Origin of the sequence: Alistipes sp. CAG:268, assembly GCA_000434235.1 — a bacterium.
GTDB lineage: Bacteria > Bacteroidota > Bacteroidia > Bacteroidales > Rikenellaceae > Alistipes > Alistipes avistercoris.
The window spans coordinates 1-23,579 of the sequence record FR891984.1 but is presented as its reverse complement, the minus strand read 5'-3'; the positions used below and the strand labels follow the sequence as shown (position 1 = coordinate 23,579).

General features: G+C 64.0%; 20 protein-coding genes. 14 read left to right on the top strand and 6 right to left on the bottom strand.

Annotated features, from left to right (window positions below):
- Positions 1-553, bottom strand: a 553-nt coding sequence (locus QZL63_RS03230; RefSeq protein WP_441293888.1) for a phosphorylase family protein, incomplete at its 3' end; no start/stop codon positions are given.
- A gap of 136 nt (positions 554-689) precedes the next feature.
- On the opposite strand from QZL63_RS03230, the gene glmM reads away from it, so the two are divergent.
- From glmM to QZL63_RS03210, 4 genes are read left to right on the top strand one after another with little or no spacing between them, the layout of a single operon-like run.
- Complete coding sequence (gene glmM, locus QZL63_RS03225; protein WP_022307896.1) at positions 690-2,075, top strand: phosphoglucosamine mutase; 1,386 nt, start codon at positions 690-692, stop codon at positions 2,073-2,075.
- A 56-nt stretch (positions 2,076-2,131) separates the two neighbouring features.
- Positions 2,132-2,587 (top strand): copper resistance protein NlpE, encoded by a 456-nt coding sequence (locus QZL63_RS03220; protein WP_022307895.1) that lies wholly within the window; start codon positions 2,132-2,134, stop codon positions 2,585-2,587.
- An 11-nt stretch (positions 2,588-2,598) separates the two neighbouring features.
- Positions 2,599-3,966, top strand: a complete 1,368-nt coding sequence (locus tag QZL63_RS03215; protein ID WP_022307894.1) for a dipeptidase — start codon at positions 2,599-2,601, stop codon at positions 3,964-3,966.
- A 13-nt stretch (positions 3,967-3,979) separates the two neighbouring features.
- Complete coding sequence (locus QZL63_RS03210) at positions 3,980-4,777, top strand: inositol monophosphatase family protein (RefSeq protein ID WP_022307893.1); 798 nt, start codon at positions 3,980-3,982, stop codon at positions 4,775-4,777.
- A gap of 244 nt (positions 4,778-5,021) precedes the next feature.
- Here QZL63_RS03210 and QZL63_RS03205 read toward each other — a convergent pair whose 3' ends face one another.
- On the bottom strand, positions 5,022-5,705 hold the full coding sequence (locus QZL63_RS03205; RefSeq protein WP_022307892.1) for a DUF2461 domain-containing protein: 684 nt from the start codon (positions 5,703-5,705) through the stop codon (positions 5,022-5,024).
- Between the two features lie 20 nt (positions 5,706-5,725).
- Complete coding sequence (glyA, locus tag QZL63_RS03200) at positions 5,726-7,006, bottom strand: serine hydroxymethyltransferase (protein ID WP_022307891.1); 1,281 nt, start codon at positions 7,004-7,006, stop codon at positions 5,726-5,728.
- A 246-nt stretch (positions 7,007-7,252) separates the two neighbouring features.
- Between glyA and fabG the strand changes: the two genes are divergently transcribed.
- Together fabG and QZL63_RS03190 are read left to right on the top strand one after the other, a co-directional pair.
- Complete coding sequence (gene fabG / locus QZL63_RS03195) at positions 7,253-7,999, top strand: 3-oxoacyl-[acyl-carrier-protein] reductase (protein WP_022307890.1); 747 nt, start codon at positions 7,253-7,255, stop codon at positions 7,997-7,999.
- Between the two features lie 225 nt (positions 8,000-8,224).
- Complete coding sequence (locus QZL63_RS03190) at positions 8,225-9,097, top strand: PorV/PorQ family protein (protein ID WP_290585850.1); 873 nt, start codon at positions 8,225-8,227, stop codon at positions 9,095-9,097.
- A 115-nt stretch (positions 9,098-9,212) separates the two neighbouring features.
- On the opposite strand, the gene QZL63_RS03185 is transcribed toward QZL63_RS03190, so the two are convergent.
- Positions 9,213-9,698: a low molecular weight protein-tyrosine-phosphatase gene (locus QZL63_RS03185; RefSeq protein ID WP_022307888.1), complete on the bottom strand. Its 486-nt coding sequence runs from the start codon at positions 9,696-9,698 to the stop codon at positions 9,213-9,215.
- 208 nt (positions 9,699-9,906) lie between these two features.
- Between QZL63_RS03185 and QZL63_RS03180 the strand changes: the two genes are divergently transcribed.
- Genes QZL63_RS03180 through QZL63_RS03170 form a run of 3 tightly spaced genes read left to right on the top strand, consistent with a single transcriptional unit; the run spans position 9,907 to position 13,376 of the window.
- Positions 9,907-10,428, top strand: a complete 522-nt coding sequence (locus QZL63_RS03180; RefSeq protein ID WP_022307887.1) for a hypothetical protein — start codon at positions 9,907-9,909, stop codon at positions 10,426-10,428.
- A gap of 3 nt (positions 10,429-10,431) precedes the next feature.
- Positions 10,432-11,649: a BamA/TamA family outer membrane protein gene (locus QZL63_RS03175; RefSeq protein WP_022307886.1), complete on the top strand. Its 1,218-nt coding sequence runs from the start codon at positions 10,432-10,434 to the stop codon at positions 11,647-11,649.
- 14 nt (positions 11,650-11,663) lie between these two features.
- Positions 11,664-13,376: a lipid A phosphoethanolamine transferase gene (locus tag QZL63_RS03170; protein WP_022307885.1), complete on the top strand. Its 1,713-nt coding sequence runs from the start codon at positions 11,664-11,666 to the stop codon at positions 13,374-13,376.
- A 169-nt stretch (positions 13,377-13,545) separates the two neighbouring features.
- Here the strand turns inward: QZL63_RS03170 and QZL63_RS03165 are convergent, their stop codons facing one another.
- Both QZL63_RS03165 and QZL63_RS03160 read right to left on the bottom strand, forming a co-directional pair.
- On the bottom strand, positions 13,546-14,199 hold the full coding sequence (locus QZL63_RS03165; protein WP_022307884.1) for a nitroreductase family protein: 654 nt from the start codon (positions 14,197-14,199) through the stop codon (positions 13,546-13,548).
- Between the two features lie 80 nt (positions 14,200-14,279).
- On the bottom strand, positions 14,280-14,453 hold the full coding sequence (locus QZL63_RS03160) for a histone H1-like protein Hc1 (RefSeq protein WP_022307883.1): 174 nt from the start codon (positions 14,451-14,453) through the stop codon (positions 14,280-14,282).
- A 167-nt stretch (positions 14,454-14,620) separates the two neighbouring features.
- Here QZL63_RS03160 and QZL63_RS03155 point away from each other — a divergent pair, with 167 nt between their 5' ends.
- From QZL63_RS03155 to QZL63_RS03135, 5 genes are all read left to right on the top strand, one after another.
- Positions 14,621-15,733 carry an efflux RND transporter periplasmic adaptor subunit gene (locus QZL63_RS03155; RefSeq protein ID WP_022307882.1) on the top strand — a complete coding sequence of 371 codons (1,113 nt, stop codon included), beginning with the start codon at positions 14,621-14,623 and terminating at the stop codon, positions 15,731-15,733.
- 3 nt (positions 15,734-15,736) lie between these two features.
- Complete coding sequence (locus tag QZL63_RS03150; RefSeq protein WP_022307881.1) at positions 15,737-18,874, top strand: efflux RND transporter permease subunit; 3,138 nt, start codon at positions 15,737-15,739, stop codon at positions 18,872-18,874.
- On the top strand, positions 18,871-20,244 hold the full coding sequence (locus tag QZL63_RS03145) for an efflux transporter outer membrane subunit (protein ID WP_022307880.1): 1,374 nt from the start codon (positions 18,871-18,873) through the stop codon (positions 20,242-20,244). Before QZL63_RS03150 ends, QZL63_RS03145 begins: the two co-directional genes overlap by 4 nt.
- 105 nt (positions 20,245-20,349) lie before the next feature.
- Entirely contained in the window at positions 20,350-22,905 is a 2,556-nt protein-coding gene (gene feoB / locus QZL63_RS03140) for a ferrous iron transport protein B (RefSeq protein ID WP_022307879.1), read from the top strand.
- A gap of 319 nt (positions 22,906-23,224) precedes the next feature.
- A partial coding sequence (locus QZL63_RS03135; RefSeq protein ID WP_290585847.1) for a CidA/LrgA family protein occupies positions 23,225-23,579 on the top strand: 355 nt, incomplete at its 3' end.

Here is a 23,579-nt window from a genome sequence, read left to right as displayed (position 1 = left end):
AGAGCGTCGGGTCGGCGTCGATGAAGTAGGGCTTCGGAAGCAGTTCGTTCCAGCCGGTGTGCTCCATGAAGGCGCGCTCGATCTCCAGATCGCAGACCTCGTTGCGCCCTTTGTAGTAGTTGAGCAGGCCGTCGAAGCCGACCGACGTGCGCGAGAAGACCATCTCCCCGACGCGGATGTCGGGCTGGATGGCTCCCGAGGTGCCGAGCCGCACGAGCGTCAGGCGCCGTTTCTCGGCCTTCTCCTGCCGCGTGGCGAAATCGACGTTGGCCAGGGCATCGAGCTCCGTGACCGAGATGTCGATGTTGCCGATGCCGATGCCGGTCGAGAGCACGGTCATGCGCCGGCCCTTGTAGGTGCCCGTGACGGTGCGGAATTCGCGGTTCGAGACTTCGCATTCCCGGTTGTCGAAATGTTCGGCGACAAGCGCCACGCGGCCCGGGTCGCCCACGAGGATGACCGTGTCGGCCAGCTGTTCGGGACGGAGGTGGAGGTGGAATATCGAGCCGTCGTCGTTGATAATCAATTCGGAAGCGGGAATCGTTCTCATAATTTTCGTGTTTAAATTTTCAGAATTGGCATAAAAGTAATATATTTACCTCGAATAACAAAACTTCGGAGCGATTTTTTCATTAATATAAGTATCCGGGTTTTTCTCTTCGAACCAAACTGTAAACCTTAGGAGGAATATGACACTCATCAAGTCGATTTCGGGCATCCGCGGTACGATCGGAGGCCCTTCGGGCGAGAACCTGACGCCGCCCGATGTCGTGAAGTTCACCACGGCCTACGTGCGGCTGATTGCCGCGCGCACCGAGGGCCGCAAGCCCGTCGTTGTCGTCGGGCGCGACGCCCGCATCTCGGGGGAAATGGTCGCCAACCTGGTCGAGGGCACGCTGCTCGCCTGCGGTGCCGACGTGATCAATGCGGGCCTCTGCACGACGCCCGGGACCGAGATGGCTGTCATCGTGAACCGGGCCGACGGTGGCATCATCATCACGGCGTCGCACAACCCCCGGCAGTGGAACGCCCTGAAGCTGCTCAACAGCCGCGGCGAGTTCCTCTCCGATGCCGAGGGCAAGCAGGTGCTGGCTATGTCCGAGGAGGAGTTCGACTATCCGGAGATCGACGCCATCGGCCACGTGCTGTCGCGTGCGCCGTTCAACGACGAGCACATCCGCCGGGTGCTGGCCCTGCCGCTGGTCGATGTCGAGGCCGTGCGCAGACGCCGCTACAAGGTGGTCGTCGATGCGGTGAACTCGGTGGGCGGCGTGGTGATCCCGAAGCTGCTGCGCGAACTGGGCTGCGAGGTCGTGGAACTCAACTGCGAGCCGACGGGCGATTTCGCGCACAACCCCGAGCCGCTGCCCGAGAACCTTACCGGAATCTCGGAGGCGGTCGTGCGTGAGAAGGCCGACCTGGGTGTCGTGGTCGATCCCGACGTGGACCGTCTGGCCTTCGTTTCGGAGGACGGCACGATGTTCGGCGAGGAGTATACGCTGGTGGCCGTCGCCGATTACATCCTCTCGAAGACGCCGGGCGATACGGTTTCGAACCTCTCCTCGTCCCGGGCGCTGCGTGACGTGACCGAGCGGCACGGCTGCCGGTATTACGCCTCGGCTGTCGGCGAGGTGAACGTCACGACGAAGATGCGGGAGGTCGGTGCCGTGATCGGCGGTGAAGGCAACGGCGGCGTGATCTATCCCGAGCTGCACTACGGGCGCGACGCGCTTGTGGGTACGGCGCTCTTCCTGACGTGGCTCACCGAGCGCGGCCTGACGATGACCCAACTGCGCGCGACCTATCCGTCGTATTTCGCCTCGAAGAACAAGATCCAGCTCACGCCGGCTATCGACGTGGATAAAGTGCTGCGTGAGGTGAAGGGGCGCTATTCCAATGAGAATGTGAATGATATCGACGGAGTTAAGATCGATTTTCCCGAGAACTGGGTGCACCTGCGCAAGTCGAATACCGAGCCGATCATCCGCGTCTACACCGAAGCCAAGTCGATGGATGAGGCCGATGCGCTGGCCAAGCGGTTCATTGCCGAAATCGAGGCGATCTGCAAGGAGTAACTGCAGAGTAACGGAAGAAACATTGTCGAACTATTGTTAAGACCATTGTTAAGACCATGCGAATCAACGGAATGAATGTGCTGCTGCTGGCGTCGGCCCTCGTGCTGGCGTCGTGCGGCGGCGCGTCCCGCCGCCAGGCGGCCGGGACGACCGAAACGGCAGAAGCCGGAACCGAAATGGTGGACATGCACAATGCCGAGAATGCGCTCGACTACCACGGCACCTACAAGGGGACGCTGCCGGCAGCCGACTGTCCGGGTATCGTCACGACTCTCACGCTTTCGGCCGACGGCCGCTATGCGTTGCACATGGAGTATCTCGAACGGGATGTGGCGTTCGACGAACAGGGCGCCTTTGAGGTGGAGGGCAACCTGCTTGTCCTGACGCCCGATGACGGCGGACAGGGAGGCTGCTACAAGGTCGAGGAGAACCGCCTGCGGATGCTCGACGGCGACCGGAAGCCGATCACGGGCGAACTGGCCGACCATTACGTGTTGCAGAAAGAGATTTGAACATTGTGAATATGGAGAACGTAAAAAAATACATCGAAGCGAACGAGGCGCGTTTCCTCGAGGAGCTGTTCGACCTGATCCGCATTCCGTCGATCAGCGCCGAATCGACCCACAAACCCGACATGCAGCGCTGCGCCGAATGGCTGGCTGCCGCCCTGGCCAAGGCCGGGGCCGACCGTGCGGAGGTCTACCCCACGGCCGGGAATCCGGTGGTCTATGCCGAGAAGACCGTCGATCCGAAGGCACGCACGGTGCTGGTCTACGGCCACTACGACGTGATGCCGGTGGATCCGCGCGACGAGTGGCGTACGGACCCCTTCGAGCCGGTCGTCCGCGATGGCCGCATCTGGGCCCGCGGCGCCGATGACGACAAGGGGCAGCTGTGGATGCACGCCAAGGCATTCGAGGCGATGTGTGCCACCGACTCGCTGCCCTGCAACGTGAAGTTCATGCTCGAGGGCGAGGAGGAGATCGGTTCGGCAAGCCTTTACGACTTCTGCCGTGAGCACAGGAAGATGCTCAAGGCCGACATCATTCTGGTGTCGGATACCTCGATGCTGTCGCTGCAAACACCCTCTATTACATGTGGTTTGCGCGGTTTGGCTTACATGGAGGTTGAAGTGGAGGGCCCGAACAAGGACCTGCACTCGGGCCTCTTCGGCGGTGCGGTGGCCAACCCGGCCAACGTGCTGGCCCGGCTGGTGGCCGGGCTCATTGACGGGAACGGACATGTCACGATCCCCGGATTCTACGACGACGTGCGGGAGCTGACCCCCGCCGAGCGTCGGGCCTTCAACAAGGCGCCGTTCAACCTGTCGGCCTACAAGAAATCGCTCGACATCGGCGACGTGGAGGGTGAAGCCGGCTACCCGACGCTCGAACGCACGGGTGTGCGACCGTCGCTCGACGTGAACGGCATCTGGGGCGGCTATACGGGCGAGGGAACCAAGACCGTGATTCCGTCGAAGGCCTCGGCCAAGATCTCGATGCGGCTGGTGCCCAACCAGGACTACCGCAAGATCTCGAAGCTCTTCGAGAAGCATTTCCGCAAGATCGCCCCGAAGAGCGTGAAGGTCACCGTCCGATCGCTCCATGGCGGCATGCCCTACGTCGCACCGACCGACATGCCGGCCTACAAGGCTGCGGCGAAGGCCATCGAGACGACCTTCGGCTGCAAGCCCCTGCCCTTCTACTCCGGAGGGTCGATTCCGATCATCAGCGGTTTCGAGTCGATTCTCGGCATCAAGTCGCTGCTCATCGGCTTCGGACTGGCCGAGGATGCGATCCACTCGCCCAACGAGAGCTACGGACTCGAACAGTTCCGCCGCGGGTTGGAGACGATCCCCTATTTCTACAAGTATTTCGCCGAAAGCAAATAGGGACGACCGGACGATGGTTGCAGAGGAGCAGAAACGCGAACTGCTGGAGTTTGCCGTGCAGATGGCCCGCCGGGTCGGGGCGATCCACCTCGAGTGGTTTCGCCGCAGCGACCTCGAGATCGGGACCAAGTCCAATGAGTTCGATGTCGTGACGCGCGCCGACCGCGAGAGCGAGGCCTGCATTGCGCGCATGGTGGCCGAGCGCTACCCTTCGCATGCCCTGCTTGGCGAGGAGGGCGGCCGTCGGGGCGATGCCACGAGCGACTGGCTCTGGGTGGTCGATCCGCTCGACGGGACGACCAACTACAGCCAGGGACTGCCGGTTTTTGCCGTTTCGATCGGGCTTCGTTTTCGGGGCGAGCCGGTCGTCGGGGTGGTCTATGCACCCTGGCTCGACGAGCTCTTCACGGCCGTGCGCGGCGGCGGGGCGTTCCGCTCCTGCCGCGGCGGCATGCCGCAGCCGATCCGGGTCGGCGGCAAGGAGCGTCTGGGTGAGGCGGTGGTTGCGACGGGATTTCCCTACGACAAGGACCGCGACCCGGACAACAATACCGACAACGTCGTGCGGATCCTCCCTCACGTGCGGGGACTGCGCCGCTTCGGGGCTGCGGCCTACGACCTGTGCAGCGTAGCTGCCGGGACGATGGACGGCTACTGGGAGCTCGCGCTGCACGAGTGGGACGTCTGTGCCGGCGAGTTGATTGTGCAGGAGGCCGGAGGCGTCGTGCAGGCGCTGCGGCAGGATCGCGGGGTCTCGATCGTGGCCGGGAATGCGGCGATCGTGGCCGCCATCCGGGAGTATGTGCGATAACACCCCCGACGAGTCCGGAGCGATGCCGGAGACCCGAAGGGAGAGGAAGACCCCGGACTGCGGCGACCCCGAATCTCCGCTGTGGGAGAAGATGTCCGGGTAGCTGCGGAGCATGAAAAATCCGCAACCCGTGTGGGGTTGCGGATTTTTTGTGTGCGGAGCCGGGCCTCTGTGTGTCTGTCCGGAGCTCTGCCGGAGGAGCGGATCTTCTCTCCCGTACCCGGGGCGTCGCACCGCGGCGGATTCAGCGCATCTCCTCGTAGGCGTAGGCGACTGCGCGGTTGAGCTGCGCAACGAAGGGCTGCGTGCGCCGGAACTCCCCGACGGCGTATTCGAGCAACGCATCGGTATCCGGAAGCACCTCTCCGGGAATCGGCTTCTCGATCCCGAAGCTCTTCAGCTTCAACAGTTCGGCATACTCGCTGCCGGCGGCAAATCCGGAGGGGATCCGCTTGAGGCTCTCCGAGGTGTCGAGACGGAATCCGTCCGCCCTGCCGATGGCGCGGGTCAGTTCGTCGCCGTGGTCGAGGATCTCCTCGCGGACCGAGCGCAGGACGTGCGGCTCGGGGCAATAGAGTCCGGCGGCCAGCAGGCTGCCGCCCAGCATGCCGTCGCATGAGGGTTCGAGGTGGAGGTAGTAGCCGGCGAATCCCGACTTCTTGCCGCGCGGCGCGACAAAGGCCCCCACGTGGGTCTTGTAGGGGGTCTTGTCGGCCGAGAAGCGTGTGTCGCGGGCGATCCGGTAGGTGCAGTCCTGCGGGCGCAGCCCCCGGACCGAAGGGTCGAAGGCCGCAATGCCGGCGATCAGCCGTTCGGTGAAGGCGGCGAAACGACGCTTCGCGCGGGTCCATTCGTCGCGGTGGGCGTCGAACCATTCGCGGTCGTTGTGGTCGTGTAGCCGGCGCAGGAATCCGAGAATCTCCTCCATGTCGTTCGGGTTTCAGGCCCTTACCACGCGAAGAGCGGGTAGTCAGCCATCAGGGCGTTTACGTCGCGGCGTACGGCGGCGATGTTCTCCTCGTTCTCGGGATCGCACAGCACGCGGTCGATCAGCCCGACGATGTAATCCATCTTGTCCTCCTTCAGGCCGCGGGTGGTGATGGCCGGCGTTCCGAAGCGCAGGCCCGACGTCTGGAACGGCGAGCGGCTGTCGAACGGCACCATGTTCTTGTTGGTGGTGATGTCGGCGCGGACCAGGCTCTTCTCTGCCTGTTTGCCTGTCAGTTCGGGGAACTTCGTGCGCAGATCGACCAGCATCAGGTGGTTGTCCGTGCCGCCCGAGACGATCTTGTAGCCGCGGCGGGTGAAGGCCTCGGCCATGGCGCGGGCGTTCTTCTGCACCTGCGTCTGATACTCCCGGTAGCTGGGTTCGAGCGCCTCGCCGAAGGCCACGGCCTTGGCGGCGATGACGTGCTCGAGGGGGCCGCCCTGAATGCCCGGGAAGACGGCCGAATTGAGGATCTGCGACATCATCTTGACGGCGCCCTTGGGCGTGGTGAGGCCCCACGGGTTCTCGAAGTCCTTGCCCATGAGGATGATGCCGCCGCGCGGGCCGCGCAGGGTCTTGTGCGTGGTCGAGGTGACGATGTGGGCATACTTGACGGGGTTCTCCAGCAGGCCCGCGGCGATCAGGCCGGCCGTGTGGGCCATATCGACCAGCAGCAGCGCCCCCACCTTGTCGGCGATCGCGCGCATGCGCTTGTAGTCCCACTCGCGCGAGTAGGCCGAAGCGCCGCCGACGATCAGTTTCGGGCGGCACTCCTCGGCCAGGCGCTCCATGGCGTCATAGTCGATCGTGCCGGTGGCCTCGTCGAGCTTGTAGCCCACGGCCTTGAAGTATTTGCCCGACATGTTTACCGGCGAACCGTGCGAGAGGTGGCCGCCGTGTGCCAGGTCGAGGCCCATGAAGGTGTCGCCCGGCTGCAGGCAGGCGAAGAAGACCGCCATGTTGGCCTGGGCGCCCGAGTGGGGCTGTACGTTGGCGTATTCCGCGCCGTAGAGCTGGCAGACGCGCTCGATGGCCAGCGACTCGACCTGGTCCACCACCTCGCAGCCGCCGTAGTAGCGGGCGGCGGGATAGCCCTCGGCATACTTGTTCGTGAGGACCGAGCCCATGGCCTCCATGACCTGGTCGCTGACGAAGTTCTCCGATGCGATGAGTTCGATGCCATGCGTCTGACGGCTGCGCTCGGCGGCGATCAGATCGAAAATCCGGGTGTCTCTTTTCATATTGCAGGTATTTTGTGAATTTTCGCTTACAGAGTGTAAAGATAGGAATATTTACCGAAAAACCGCACCCGAAGCGGAAATAAAAAATATCGGGCTGCCCTGCCGGAACCGGATTGGGGGCCGCAACTGCGGCGGCGGATGCAAAAAAAGGGAGAGTCGGCGAGCGGTTCGGAAATTTTTCGTACCTTTGTTCGGATTTTTTATCCGGATGAGGAACTTATCGTAACATCTAATACATTCACGACTATGAAATTACTCGAAGGAAAAGTTGCCGTCGTAACGGGTGCCGCCCGCGGTATCGGCAAGGCCATCGCGCTGCAGTTCGCCAAGGAGGGTGCCAACGTCGCCTTCACCGATCTGGCCATCGATGAGAACGGAAAGGCCACCGAGGCCGAGATTGCCGCACTCGGCGTCAAGGCCAAGGGTTACGCTTCGAATGCCGCCGATTTCGAACAGACCCACAAGGTCGTCGAGGAGATCGTCAAGGAGTTCGGCCGCATTGACATCCTGGTGAACAACGCCGGAATCACGAAGGACGGTCTGATGATGCGCATGTCCGAGGCCCAGTGGGACGCCGTGCTGACGGTGAATCTCAAGTCGGCGTTCAACTTCATCCATGCTGTCGTACCCGTCATGGCACGCCAGAAGAGTGGCTCGATCATCAACATGTCGTCGGTCGTGGGCGTCAGCGGCAACGCCGGACAGTGCAACTACTCGGCTTCGAAGGCCGGTATGATCGGTCTGGCGAAGTCGATCGCCAAGGAGATGGGTCCCCGCGGCATCCGCGCCAACTGCATTGCCCCGGGATTCATCATCACCGACATGACCAACCAGCTCTCGGACGAGGTGCGCGAGGCGTGGTGCAAGCAGATTCCGCTGCGTCGCGGCGGTACGCCCGAGGATGTGGCCAAGGTGGCGCTGTTCCTCGCATCGGACCTCTCGTCGTATGTCAGCGGACAGGTGATCCACTGCTGCGGCGCCATGAACTGCTAAGCGGCGCGGCGAAGGCCGGGGAAGCCCGGCGTGCCGCAGGCGCCAGGCCGCAGACGGGGTGTCGCCCGAAGCGGTTCGGGTGCCGCCCGAAAGAGAAAGAGGAGCTGTCCGGATGGTCCGGGCGGCTCCTCTTTGTGTCGGATCGGGTGCAGGCTCCGCCTCCGGAGCCTGCCGGCCGGACAACGGGCGGTTTGCGGATGGCAAAAAAATCGTATATTTGCCCTCATGAAACGAATGCTTACGTTGCTGGCGGTCCTGACCGCCCTCTGCGGCCGCGCACAAGAGGCCGTGCTCCCGAATCCCGACGCCAAGTCGATGGCCATGGGCGGAGTCGCCATGACGACCCTTTCGGGTTCGCACGCCATCTACGGCAATTCGGCGACGGCCGTCTTCTCGATGATGCCGTCGCAGATCTCCTCGTCCTACTACGGGCAGGGCGATTTCGACAGTTATGCCGTGTCGGGGTATTGGCGCTTCGACGTGTGCAACCTCGTGCAGGCGGGCTGGCGACAGTATCTCCGCGAGCGGGGCAACAGCGACATGGCGGTCGATCTGGGCTATTCGCGGCGGATCGGCGAGCGCTGGGCCCTGGGTCTCGTGGGGCGCTACGTGCACCTTTCGCGCCCCGACGGCTCGGCCGATGCACTGGCGGCCGATGTGAGCGCCGCCTACATGCTGCCGCTCGATCTGGGCAGCTACTCGACCTTCCGGGCCGGTGCGAAACTGGGCAATCTGGGCGGCTATCTGGACGGCGTCGGGCGTTCGCTGCCGATGGATCTCACCATCGGCGCCGCACTCGACACCTACCTCTCGGACGCCCACGAGATCACGGTGGGGACCGACCTCGGCTACTACTTCTCGCCGGGCAGCGTGCGGGGATTTCAGATGGCGGTCGGTGCCGAGTACAACCTCATGCAGCTGCTGCAGGTGCGGGGCGGTTACCATTTCGGCGAACAGCGCGCCTACTACCCGAGCCACTGGTCCGTCGGCATGGGGGCGCGGTTCCTCCACCTGCGGCTCGATTTCGCCTACCTGATCGCCGACCGCGATACGCCGCTGCACAACACCTACAGCATCAGCTTCGGCCTCGACTTCTGATCCTTCCGGTGTCGGCCCTCGGCTGTTGCCGCGACTGAAAAAGGGCGTCCTCTTCCATGCGGAGGACGCCCTTTCCGTATCCGGACCGCCTCTTTGCAGACTCCGTTCCGGGACCTCAGCCCCGCTCTGCGGCGAAGTGCTCGAGAATCCCCTCGCAGCCGTCCTCGAGCAGGTCGAGCACCAGCTCGAAACCCTCGTGCCCCTCGTAGTAGGGATCGGGGACGTAGCTGCGGTCGGGATGGCGGCGGCAGAACTCCATCATGCGGTAGATCCGCTGCGCTGCGGCCCGCGACGGGGCCAGCCGGTGCAGCGCTTCGTAGTTCATGTCGTCCATGACCACCAGGGCGTCGAAGCGTTCGAAGTCCTCCTCGCGAACCTGCCGCGCGCGGTGGGTCAGGTCGTAGCCGCGGGCTGCGGCCGCACGGCGCATCCGCGGGTCGGGAAGGTCGCCCGCATGTCCGCCGTAGGTGCCGGCCGAATCGACCGTGAACCGGTCGGAGACTCCCCTTCGCTGCGCCATGCTGCGCAGGATGCCCTCGGCTGCCGGGGAGCGGCAGATGTTGCCGAGGCATACGAACAGAATCCTTGTCTTGTTTTCCATGGCGGCAAAGATACGAAAAATCGTGGAATCGGGAGGCTCGCGCCGCCACATGAAAAGGCCTGCAGCCCGCCCCGGGGCCGTTGCCTTCAGCCTTCCGGTGCAAGAATGCGAACGTTCGGAACAATAAAAGCATACGGTACGGTCCGGATATTCGGAGTTTTATCGTATCTTTGCCCCGATTTTGTAGAAACAAGAAAAGGTAAAAACCATGAAACTGCAAACGATCATTTTGCTCGCCGCCTGCGCACTGACGGTATCGGCGGCCCGGGCACAGGAGGGGCTGCCCCGCAAGGTGGAGAATGTCAAACTCCTCGATCTCGAGGGAAACGCCGCCAAGCTCCCCTATTTCGGAGAGAAGAATCTGATGATTTTCTATGTCGATCCCGACCGGCACAAGCAGAACGAGGATTTCACCATCGAACTCGAGCAGAACCACCGTGCCGACAGCGAGAACATATATGGTTTCGGCGTGATGAACCTCAAGGATGCTCCCATGATCCCCAACGGCATGGCCCGCAACATGGCCCGCAAGCGTACCGAGAAGAACGGCGCCACGGTGCTGGCCGACCAGGAGCGGACGCTGAGCACGGCATGGGGGCTGGGCGACTGCAACAACAAGTTCGTGCTGATGTTCGTAAACAAGGAGGGCGAGCTGGTTTTCCTGCGCAAGGGCGAATTGTCCGAAGCCGACAAGCAGGCGTTCTACAAGGTTCTTGACCAGTATCGGTAACGGATGGTGCGCAGACTTGCCGTTCTATGCCTTGCGTGGGTGAGCCTTGCACTCCCCGGCCAGGCGCAGGAGCGCTCGTTCATCTCGGGCGACGACACGCTGCACTACGTCTATACGCCCCTGCCGGTGGACAGCACCGCCGCGGCGGGCGATGCCCGGCAGCGCCGGGATCCCTTCTTCCGCCGGCTGGTGAAGTATTTCGAGGGATCGAACGTCGATCGGACGTTCGAGAAGAAGATCGACTTCACCTTTGCCGGAGGCCCCAGCTACTCGAAGACGACCAGCCTCGGCATCGGCCTGCTTGCCGCGGGCCTCTACCGGCTGGACCGCACCGATTCGGTCACGGCGCCCTCCGACGTCTCGCTCTTCGCCAACGTCTCCATCTCGGGTGTCTACGCCGTGGGTGTCACGGGCAACACGATCTTCTCGCAGGATCGCCGGCGGCTGAACTATACGGTGATGTTCTCCTCGACGCCCCGTGACATGTGGGGTGTGGGATACAATGCCGGACGCTACAACAAGCCGGTCTCCTATACCGAGAAGCACTATCTGGTGGAGGCCAACTACCTCTACCGCATCCTGCCGAAGACCTATGTCGGGACGGTGCTGAGTTTCGAACATACCGCCGGGAAGGGATTTTCGGACCTCACCTACCTCCAGGGTGAAAAAACACACTATACGGCCACGGGACTGGGTGTGATTGTCGAGTACGACTCGCGCGACTTCATCCCCAATCCGTTCCGGGGCATCTACCTCAGTTTTCAGGAGCGGATCTTTCCCAAGGGGCTGGGCAATTGCGACAAGACGCTGTGGCGGACTATGTTCAAGGCCAATGCCTATCAGCGGGTGTGGAAGGACTGCATCCTTGCGGCCGACCTCTATGCCGTATTCAACAGCGAGGGCACGCCGTGGCCGATGCTCGCCCGTCTGGGTGACAACCAGCGGATGCGCGGGTACTATCAGGGCCGCTATGCCGACAACAGCATGATCACCATGCAGGTCGAACTGCGGCAGCGCGTCTGGCGGCGGATCGGCTGCACGGTCTGGGGCGGTGCGGGCAACGTCTTCTCTTCGCTCGACCGCTTTGACTGGTCGCATACGCTGCCCAACTACGGCCTCGGCCTGCGCTGGGAACTCAAGAAACGAGTCAATGTGCGCCTCGACTACGGCTTCGGCAAGGATACGAGCAGTTTGCTGCTGAGCGTCAATGAGGCGTTTTAACCAAACGACGGATTATGAATGCTGATCCCGACAAGAAACTCCGACGCCGCACGGTCAAGACCCGCAGCCGTTTCACGACGCTGCTGACGGTCTATTTCTTTGCGGCGCTGATCATCCCCAACTGCGTGTTGGCCAACACGGAGCCCTATTCGGTGTGGACTGTCGAGGCGCTGATCCTCATGCCGCTGGGCTTCTACATGATGTGGAGCGTGGCGCTGCGCCGCTCGGGCGTGATGATCTGGCTCGCCTTCCCGTTCATCTTCTTCTGTGCCTTCCAGATCGTGCTGCTCTACCTGTTCGGCAACTCGATCATCGCCACCGACATGTTCACCAACGTCCTGACGACCAATCCGGGTGAGGCGGGCGAGTTGCTCGGCAACATCTACCCTTCGGTGATTCTGGTGTGCGTGCTTTACCTCCCGCTGCTGTGGTTTGCGGCTCGTGAGATCGCCCACAAGCGCTACATCACGCGCACGACGCGCATGAATGTCGGACTGACCGGTGCGGCGATCTTCTCGGTCGGCCTGCTGGCCCTCTGGCCGGCATACAGCGTCAGCGAGGAAAAGCATGTACTCCGCGATGAGATCTTCCCGGTGAACGTCTTCTATAACCTCGGGTTGAGCGGCTCGGAGTTCCGCAAGACGCACCATTTCGAACGGACGTCGCGCGATTTCCGTTTCGAGGCCCGCCGCACGGCCGAGGCTCCGGGGCGCGAAGTCTACCTCTACATCATCGGCGAGGCGGCGCGGGCGATGAACTGGCAGCTCTACGGGTATGACCGGGAGACCAATCCCGAACTCTCGCAGGTCGATGATCTGGTGGTTTTCCGTGATGTGCTCACGCAGAGCAATACCACGCACAAGAGCGTGCCGCTGATCCTCTCGTCGGTCAATACCGACGAGCATGAGGAGCTCTACCGCCGCAAGGGCCTTCCGGCCCTGTTCAACGAGGCCGGGTTCGAGACCTGGTTCATCTCCAACCAGTCGCGGCAGGGGGCCATGATCGACAACCTCGCGCACGATGCGCAGCATCTGATCTACATCCGTTCGCCGCGCTACGACATGCAGCTGCTCGACGAGGTGCGCAAGGTGCTCGAGCGGAGCCGGTCGCAGAAGATCCTGCTGATTCTCCACTGCTACGGCTCGCACTTCAGCTACCACCAGCGCTATCCCCGGGAGTTCGCCCATTTCAAGCCCGACGATGATGTGGCGATCGCCGCCCAGCACCGGCAGATGCTGGTCAATGCCTACGACAACTCGATCCGCTATACGGACCACTTCCTGGCCCGAACGATCGATTACCTCCGTTCGCTCGACGACACTTCGTCGGCGCTGCTCTACTGCGCCGACCACGGCGAGGACCTGATCGACGACCGGAGGGAGCGCTTTCTGCACGCTTCGCCCACGACGACCGCCTACCAGCTCTACGTCGCGTCGCTGGCCTGGTTCTCGGAGCGTTACCGTGAGCGGTTCCCCGAGAAGGTTGCGGCGGCCGAGGCCAACGAGGCGGCACCGGCCACGACCCACGCCCTGTTCCACACGATGGCCGACATGGCCTCGATCGAAGGGCGCTGCCTATCGAAGGAGGCGTCGTTGGTCAGCCCGGAGTATGACCGCACGGCCCCGCGCCGCTACCTGAACGACCACAACGAGGCGGTCCCCTATCGCAAGGCGGGGCTGCTTCCCGAAGACATGGAGGTCTTCCGCCGGTACGGTATCTCGCTCTGACGGACCCTTCGCAGGGACGCTTGGCGGGGATGCCGCGCAGGCCGGAGCCGGCAGCCGCACCTTCGGCCCGGACTGCCGGGAGCAAGAAGGGCGTGCATGAAAATACCGCCGCTGTGATTCCCGTAAGGAAGAGCAGCGGCGGTGTCGTATTCCGGGTGCCCGCTCCGGGCTATTCGAGGAAGACGATTTTCGAGGTGTCGCGTTCTTTCGGTGCGGGTGATTCGGCCGGATAACCCAGGGCGATGGCGTAGAGCAGGCGGTGCGTGGCGGGCAGGTCGAGGCGGCGGAGGAAGGGGGCTCCGTCGGGCGAATTGAGGAAGCGGGCAATGCCGCCCAGGCAGCATGTCCCGAGTCCCATCGAGTGGGCCGCGAGCATCACGTTGCCGCCCCACAGGCCGCAATCGACCTGCGAGAGGTCGTAGCTTTCGTCGCAGGCTACGAAGAGGACGACCGGAGCCCGGTAGGCTGCCGGGCGGGGTGTTGCCACCGTGCCTTCCTCCCGGTTCGAGGCGGCTCCGTAGAGGCTGTCGAGCTCGGCCAGCAGACGGGGACTGTCGGCCACGCGGATCTGCCACGATTCGCGCCCCTGTCCGTTGGGTGCCCAGATGCCGCACTCGAGGATGCGTCGCAGTGTGTCACGCCCCACGCGGGCGGAGCTGTAGCGGCGGATGCTGCGGCGCGAGCGGATCGTCTCGACGACGGCATCCGATGTCGCACGGCCGTCCGTTTCGATCGTCCTGCCGTCCGGTGCCGGACTGCAGCTGCAGAGTGCGGCTGCACAACCCGCCGCGGCGACCCGTTTCCATATGGATCCTGTTTTCATTTTTCTCCGGTAGTTTGTTCCGCATGACAAAGGCCGTCCTTGAAACAAGGGCGGCCTTTGTCGTTCGGATGATGAGGTTCTTATTTGGCAGCCTCTACGGATACCTTGCGGAACTCCTTCATCAGCTTCGAAATCTCGAGCGCGGATTTGCGGGCACGCGTGCCGGCCGCCTTGTTGCCTTTCTCGACCTGTGCAGCGGCGTTGGCTGCGAATACCTCGAACTCGGCGTTGATCTTTTCTACTAACTCTTTCATAATTTAAAAACGGTATTTTTTGGGTTTGTTATCATCGCAAAGATATAAAAATAATCTAAACTCCGCCGTCGGAGGTGTGAAAAAATAGGTTTTTTATACCAAAATATTCGTAATGAACGGGTAGCGGTACGTTTTTTGTCGTTTTCGGGGTATCAAAAACCGTAATTATGCAACGTCTTTTCATGCTTTCCGGTCTTGCGGTGTGCCTTCTCGGAGGCTGTCGGCCGGCTTCGGATACTTCGGACCGGAAGCCTTCCTTACAGATCGAAACATTCCGCGCCCGAATCGACAGCGTGCCGAACCGCATGGGCTTCATCGGTTACCTTTCGAGCAATTTCGATGCCGTGATCCAACCCCGCGTGAACGGGTTCCTCGCCTCACGCCACTTTTCGAGCGGCATGCCCGTGCGGCGCGGGCAGCTGCTCTTCCGCATCGACCCCGAGCAGCTCTCGACCTCGATGCTGGCGGCCGAGGCCCAACTCGAATCGGCGCGCGCACAGGCCGTCGAAGCCCGCAACAACTACGAACGGGCCGTGCCGCTGGCGCGGATCAATGCCATCAGCCAGTCGCAGCTCGACCAGTATACGGCACAGTACCGTGCGGCCGAGGCTGCGGTGCGCTCGGCCGAGCAGGCGCTGCGCAATGCGTCGCTCAACGTCGGCTATACGGAACTGCGCTCGCCGATCGACGGCATCGCCGCGCATGCCGAGGCGCACGTGGGTGACTATGTCGGACCGGGCACGCAGTTCAACGTGCTGACCACGGTGTCGAACACCGATACGGTGTCGGTCGATGTGGCCATCCCGATGTCGCAGTATCTGCGGATCGCCGGCAACCGCACACCGCTGGCCGACAACGGGGGGCTGTTGTCGGACATCCGCCTGACGCTGGCCGACGGAACGCGCTATCCCCTGCCGGGATGCTACAGCTACACGCGGCGCGACGTCTCCAGTACGGCGGGGACCATCGTTCTTGTCGTGGCCTTCCCCAATCCCGACGGGCGTCTCAAACCCGGGCAGTTCGCCCGCGTGGAGGCCAACGTCGGCCCGGTGCTTCCGTACGTCGTCGTGCCGCAGCGGTGTGTTTCGCAGTCGCAGAACCTCGCCTCGGTATGGGTCGTTGCCGAGGACGGTACGGTCTCCTACCGCAGGGTGACCCCCGGACCTGTCTACGGCGGGATGTGGTGCATCGCCGAGGGGCTCGAGGCCGGCGAGACGGTCGCCGCCAACGGGCTTCAGAAACTGCACGACGGTGACAAGGTCTCTCTGCCGAAATCGTAAGCCATGGAACGCTTCTTCATCACCCGGCCGATCTTCGCCATCTCGCTGGCGATCGTTATCGTGCTCCTCGGAACGGTCTCCGTCGGGGAGCTCCCCATCGAGCAGTATCCCGACATCACGCCGCCCGTGGTCGAGGTCACGGCCTCCTATGCCGGGGCCGATGCCGAGACGGTAAACAACGCCGTGGCCACGCCCCTGGCCCAGTCGGTCATGGGGGTCAGCGACATGCTCTACATGCAGTCCACGTCGGCCAACGACGGTTCGATGACCCTTCAGGTGACCTTCGATATCGGCTCCGATCCCGACATGGACGCCATCTTCACGCAGAACAACGTGGCCTCGGCCACCGCACAGCTTCCGGCGGTGGTCACGCAGCAGGGGGTCGTGACGCGCAAGACGATGACCGGATTCCTGATGGTCTACTCGCTGCACAGCGACGGGCGCTACGACGACGAGTATCTGTCGAACTACGCCTACATCAACCTTCAAAACGAACTGCTGAAGATCGACGGCGTGGGCAAGATTTCGATCATGGGGGCCGGTGAATATGCCATGCGCATCTGGCTGCGCCCCGACGTGCTGAAGTATTACGGCATCCCCGTGAGCGAGGTGACGGCCGCCGTCGAACGGCAGGCGGGCATCTATCCTGCCGGTCAGTTCGGGGCCGAACCGGCTCCTAAGGGGACGACCTATACCTATACGGTGACCCTTCCGCCGCAGATCGCCACGGCCGAGGAGTTCGGCGCGATCGTCGTGCGGACCACCCCGACGGGCGAGCAGATTCGCCTGCGCGACCTGGCCGACGTGTCGCTCGGCAGCCAGACCTACGGGGTCAGCTCGCGTTTCGAGGGCGACCCTACGGCGCTGCTGGTGGTCTACCAGCAGCCCGGGAGCAACGCCGTGGCCGTGGGCAATGCCGTGAAGGCCACTGTCGCGCGTCTCTCGGAGCGCTTCCCCGAGGGGATCGAGGCCACGGTCATGGTGGACGGCACGCAGAGCATCGGCGCCGGCATCCGCGATATCTTCCACACGCTGATCATCGCCCTGCTGCTGGTCGTGGCCATCATCTACCTCTTCATCCAGGACTGGCGTGCGACGGTTATCCCGCTCGTGGCTATTCCTGTCTCGCTCATCGGCGCCTTCGCGCTCTTCCCGCTGCTCGGCTTCTCGATCAACATCATCTCGCTGCTGGGACTGGTGCTGGCGATCGGCCTGGTGGTCGATGACGCCATCGTCGTGGTCGAGGCCGTGCAGGTGAACATCGCCCGGGGCATGGCCCCGCCCGATGCTACGGCCGAGGCGATGCGCAATGTCGCTTCGCCGATCATCGCCACGACCGTCGTGCTGCTGGCCGTCTTCATCCCGGTGTCGTTCACCGGAGGCATTACCGGACGGCTCTTCCAGCAGTTCTCGGTGACGATCGCCGTCTCGGTGGCCATCTCGTCGTTCAACGCCCTGACCCTTTCACCGGCGCTCTGCGCCCTGCTGCTGCGCCGCCGGGATGCACCGCAGCGGGGTTTCTTCGCGGCCTTCAACCGCTGGTTCGACCGCCTGACGACGCGCTATGCGGCCTTCACGCCGGCGCTCGTGCGGCACGTCGTGCGCACGGCGCTCTTCGTGGCCGTGGTCTCGGCGGCGATCCTGCTCGTGTGGCGCCGCCTTCCGGCGGGTTTCCTTCCCGAGGAGGACCAGGGCTACGTCATGGTGATGGTCTCGACGCCGCCCGCCTCGTCGCTGCAGATGACCCGCGAGGCAATGACGGCGGCCGACCGGACGATCCGCTCGCTGCCCGAGGTCGAATCGACCTCCTTTGCCGCGGGATTCGACATGATGGCCGGCATCGCCTCGACTTCGAGCGGCGTCGTCTTCGTCAAGCTGGTCGATTACGCCGACCGCAGGCTCTCGGCCGCAAGGATCGCCCGCGAACTTACCGGCGCGCTTTACACGGCCGTCCCCGAGGCGCAGTGCTATGCCTTCATCCCGCCGGCCATTCCGGGGCTGGGCGTCACGTCGGGCATCACGCTCGAGGTGCAGGACCTCGAAGGGCGCGGGACCGGATACCTGCTCGATGTGGCCGGGCGCCTGATGGATTCGCTGCAGCGCATCCCGTCGATCGCCTCGGTGACCACGCCGTTCGATGCCGGGGTGCCCCAGCGGCGGCTGCGCATCGACCGCGAGCGGGCTCTGGCTGCCGGGGTCGATCTCGGCACGCTCTACAACGAGCTGACGGCGCTTCTGGGCGGCGCCTACATCAACAATTTCACCCGCTTCGGCAAGCTCTACCAGACCTACCTGCAGGCGGCGCCCGAATACCGCCGCGACCGGCATTCGCTCGACAGCTACTACGTCACGACCTCTTCGGGCGAGAGCATCCCGGTGGCGTCGCTGGCCGAGGTGACCGACACGGTCGGGACGGCCTACGTCTCTCAGTTCAACCTCTACCGTTCGGTTTCGCTGACCGTGACGCCCGCGGCACGCGCCTCGACGACCGACGTGATGCATACGATCGAACGCACGGCGGCGGCCGTGCTGCCTTCCGATGTGGGGATGGCCTGGAGCGGACTCTCCTACCAGGAGGCCAAGGCCTCGAAATCGGGAGCTGCGGTCTATGCGCTGGCGATCGCCTTCGCCTTTCTGGCGCTGGCGGCCCTCTACGAGTCGTGGGGGCTGCCGCTGGCGATCATGCTGAGCGTGCCGGCGGCCGTGCTCGGCGCCCTGCTCTTCACCGGAGGCATGCACCTGTTCGACCCGCTCTACGTGAACGACGTCTACCTGCAGATCTCGCTGGTGATGCTCATCGGGCTGGCCGCCAAGAACGCCATCCTCGTCGTGGAGTATGCCGACCGGCTCTTCCGCGAGCAGGGAATGTCGCTCATGGATGCCGCGGTCGGTGCGGCCCGCATCCGCCTGCGCCCGATCTTCATGACCGCCTTCTCGTTCATCCTCGGCGTGCTGCCGCTTGTCTTCGCCAGCGGAGTCTACGCCACGGCGCGCAACATCATGGGTGTGGCGCTCATCGGCGGCATGCTTTTCGCCACGCTGCTGGGCATTTTCCTCTATCCGGCGCTCTATTACCTTGTTGGGCGCGTGGGCGGTTTCGAACGCCGCCGCGAACGTCAGAAAACGAACGTACAGCCATGAAACGCCTGCTCTTGACAACGGCCGCCGTGCTGGCGGTCCTCTCTTCGTGCTCCCCGCGTCTCTATCCGCCCGAGGTGGAGACCCCCGGCCATTACCTCCATGCGGCGGGGTTCCCGCAGGACTCCTCCGGCCTCGGCGAGCGGTGGTGGGAGCTTTTCGGCGACCGGACGCTCGACACGCTGGTCGGATATGCCCTGGCCAACAGTCCCGATCTGGCGGCCGCCGCCGCTCGGGTCGAACAGGCGCAGGCCCGGCTGGGGGTCGTGCGGGCGCAGTACCTGCCGCAGGTGGGCCTGGGGATCGATGCCTCGGGCGACCATACCTCCCGGACAGGCATCGTACAGTCGTATGCCGTCGAGCCGACGCTCTCGTGGGAGGTGTCGCTCTTCGGAGCCCTGAGGCATACGAAACAGGCGGCACGCGCCGGGATCGCCTCGGCACAGTGGTCGCTGCGGGGCGTGCGGCTGGCGCTGGCGGCCCAGGTCGCTACGGGCTATTTCACGCTGCTCGAGGCCGAGCGCAACCTGTCCATCGCCCGTGAGACGCTACGGCTGAGACGCGAACAGGCGGCGCTCATCGACTCGATGTTCCGTTACGGCATGTCGGACGGCGTGGCGCTCGAGCAGGCCCGGAGTCTGGTCCATACGGCCGAGGCCGATCTCCCGCAATACCTGCGGGCCGTCGAGCAGACGCGGCTGACGCTTGCGGCGCTGCTGGGCAATCCGCCGGGCGTACTGCCCGGCGACGGCGACGGGCGGATGCTGCGCATCGACCGCTATCCGGAAGAGATTCCCGTGGGACTTCCCTCGGAGCTGCTCGAACGGCGCCCCGACATCATGGAGGCCCGCTTCACCCTGCGGCAGGCGGCCGCCCAGGCCGGTGTGGCCCGTGCGGCGCGCTTCCCCTCGATCTCGCTGACGGCCCGCGGCGGCGTGGCTTCGGCGTCGATCAGTGGGCTGACGGGGGCCGATCCCTGGGCGTGGTCCGCGGCGGGTTCGCTTGTCGAGCCGCTGTTCGCCTTCGGGAAGCTGCGGCGGGCCGAGCGGCTGGCCGTGGCCGAGTACGACGAGGCGGCGCGCAACTACGAGCAGACCGTCTATACGGCCTTCTCCGAGGTCGAGAAGGCGCTGGTGGCCATCGAAACCTGCCGCGAGGAGAGCTTGCGCTGCCGCGAGCTGGTTGCCGCCAACGGGCGCATCGCCGTCATGGCGCGGGCGCTCTACCGCAGCGGCCTGTCGGATTACCTCGACGTGATCGATGCCGAGCGCAACCTCTACCAGTCGCAGACACGGCTGGTGGGGCTCGTGTCGCAGCAGTACATCAATTACGTTGTGCTGTGCAAGGCGCTCGGCGGCGGGTGGGAGCGGTGACCCTTCCGGCCGGAAATATGGCGTCCCGTGCGGCGTTACCTACAAATGGGGATTGCGCATTTCGTCGCGAAATCGTATCTTTGCGGGCAAAATCGAACTGCGAAAATGCGTCTATCCGAACTGAAGACCGGCGAATCGGCAACGATCGTCAAGGTGACGGGGCACGGCGGGTTCCGCCGCCGCATCATGGAGATGGGCTTTGTGCGCGGCCAGCGTGTCGAGGTGATTCTGAACGCTCCGCTCAAGGACCCGATCGAATACAAAATCATGGGTTACGACATTTCGCTCCGGCGCAGCGAGGCCGACATGGTGGTCGTCGTCTCCGATGCCGAGGCAAGCGAGTTCCTCGCCGAGGAGCAGCGGCGCAGCGGCGAGACCTGCCGCAGGACCGAAGCCGATGCCGAGCGCGAAACGGGCGGGGATGCGGCCGGAGAGCGCCCCTGCGCGTCGGTGGACGAGATGGTCGCCCGCACGAGCCGGACGATCTCCGTGGCGCTGGTCGGCAACCCCAACAGCGGCAAGACGTCGCTCTTCAATGCCATCTCGGGCGGCCACGAGCATGTGGGCAACTACAGCGGCGTGACGGTGGGCGCCAAGCTCGGTTTCCGCACCTACCGCGGCTACCGCTTCGAGGTGACCGACCTCCCGGGAACCTACGCCCTGACGGCCTATACGCCCGAGGAGCGTTTCGTGCGCCGCCACATCGCCGAGAAGACCCCCGACGTGATCATCAACTCGGTGGTGGCCTCGAACCTCGAGCGGAACCTCTACCTGACGACCGAGCTGATCGACATCAACCCGCGCATGGTCGTGGCGCTGAACATGTACGACGAACTGGAGCGGAGCGGCGCGAAGCTCGATTACGACAGCCTCGGACGCATGCTCGGCGTGCCGATGGTGCCCGTCGAGGCGCGCAACAACCGCGGCATCGAGGCCCTGCTCGATACGGTGATCGACGTCTTCGAGAACCGCGACGACCGCGTGCGGCACATCCACATCAACATGGGCACGGTGATCGAGGAGGGGCTGCGCCGTCTGAACGGTGCGCTGAGCGACCACCGCGGCGAGCTGCCGAAGGCCTTCCCGCCCCGCTATTATGCCATGAAGCTCCTTGAGCGCGACGGACAGGTCGAGGAGGCTTTGGGCGGCTCGCCGCATTACGGCGAGTGGATCGCGCTGCGCGACGTCGAGGCCCGCCGGATCGGCGAGGCGCTGGGCGAGGACATCGAGACGGCGTTCGCCGACCAGAAATACGGCTTCATCCAGGGGGCGCTGCGCGAGACCTACACCCCGGGTCAGCGCGAGCAGGTGACGGCCACGAGCCTCATCGACGCCTTCGTGACCCACAAGCTGTGGGGATTCCCGATCTTCTTCGCCCTCATGTGGTTCATGTTCTGGTGCACGTTCAGCCTCGGGGCCTATCCGCAGGAGTGGATCGATGCGCTGGTCGGTTGGATCGGCCGCGGCGTCGATGCCCTGCTGCCCGACGGCGCCCTGCGCGACATGCTCATCGACGGGGCGATCGGCGGCGTGGGTTCGGTGATCGTCTTCCTGCCGCAGATCATGATCCTCTACCTGTTCATTTCGTTTCTGGAGGATTCGGGCTACCTGGCCCGCGCGGCCTTCATCATGGACCGTGTGATGCACCGCATCGGCCTGCACGGCAAGTCATTCATCCCGATGATCATGGGCTTCGGCTGCAACGTCCCGGCCATCATGGCCTGCCGGACGATCGAGAGCCGCAGCAGCCGCCTGATCACCATCCTCATCACGCCGTTCATGTCGTGCAGCGCCCGGCTGCCGATCTACATCCTGCTCACCGGGACCTTCTTCCCGGGCAATTCCGGGCTGATGATGATGGCGCTCTACCTGCTGGGCATCCTCCTGGCTATCGTCACGGCGCGGCTCATGCGGCGCTTTCTCTTCCCGGTCGATGAGACCCCCTTCGTCATGGAGCTTCCGCCCTACCGCCTGCCGACCTGGAAGACGACCCTCTCGCACATGTGGGACCGCTGTGCGCAGTACCTGCGCAAGATGGGCGGCATCATCCTCATCGGATCGCTCGTCGTCTGGTTTCTGAGCTACTATCCCCGCGAGGAGGTGCGCAGCGACGGGACGACCGACTATGCCAACTCCTACCTCGGGCGGATCGGCAAGGTCTGCGAACCGGTCTTCACGCCGCTGGGGCTCAACTGGAAGTCGGGCGTGGCGCTGCTGTCGGGCGTCTCGGCCAAGGAGATCGTCGTCTCGACGCTCGGCGTGCTCTATGCCGAAGAGGTTCCGGCAACGGACGGCGAGCCTGAGACGACCACGGCGTCGGCCCGAAGCATTGCATCAGGTAATGCAGGACAAACCGATGGTGCAGAGGTGGTTATCGGCGGAGCAGACGGACCGACGGAGATCCGCGTGGCCGACCTGTCGGAGAAGTCTTCCGACGGGGAGCGCTCGCTCGGGCAGAGACTGATCGCCAGCGGCGACTTCACGCGCGCATCGGTGCTCGCCTTCCTTGCATTCATCCTGCTCTACATTCCGTGCATCGCCACGGTCGTCGCCATCGGCGCCGAGGCGGGATGGCGCTGGGCGATCGCGTCGGTTGTCTACGATACGGCCGTCGCATGGGTTGTGGCATGGGTCATCTATCACGCAGCGCTGCTGTTCTGAGGCATGGAGTGGCAGGATGTGGTCGTCTGGGGGATCGGGATCGCCGTTGCGGCGGCGGTCGCGAGGCGGCTGTGGCGGCTGTTCCGGGGCCGGAGCCGCGGCTGTGCGTCGTGCTGTACGCAAAATTGTCCCCACCGGAAGAACAAATAAGGAGTGGATACACTATCTTTGCCGCCCGAAATGCGGCACCGGACGCTCCGGAACCCGCAGAAAGGTTCCGGAGCGGCTGTTTCCGGGTGTCGGGTTCCCGCCCGCCGGACGGGGTGCCCCCGCTTCCGGACTGCCGCCGCACGCATGCAACCAGTCACACGTACCGGATATGACAGGACTTTTCTACATCCTCTTTTTCTGGCTTGCGGGCAACGCCCTGAGCCTGCTCACGGGAGGTTACGTCTCGGGGAACATCATCGGGATGATCCTTCTCTTCGCAAGCCTCTGCCTGAGGTGGGTGCCCGCCGAGCGGGTGCGTCCCGCCGCGCGCTTCCTGCTCGGGGCCATGGCCCTCTTCTTCGTGCCCTACGGCGTGGGGCTGATGGACTCCTACCGGGTCATCCTCGAAAACCTCTGGGCGATCGTCGTGTCGGGGATTGTCTCCACGGTCCTTGTGCTCTTCGTCACGGGCAAAACATTCCAGAGTCTCAACCGCCGCGCCCGCCTGCGGCACATCCGCCAAC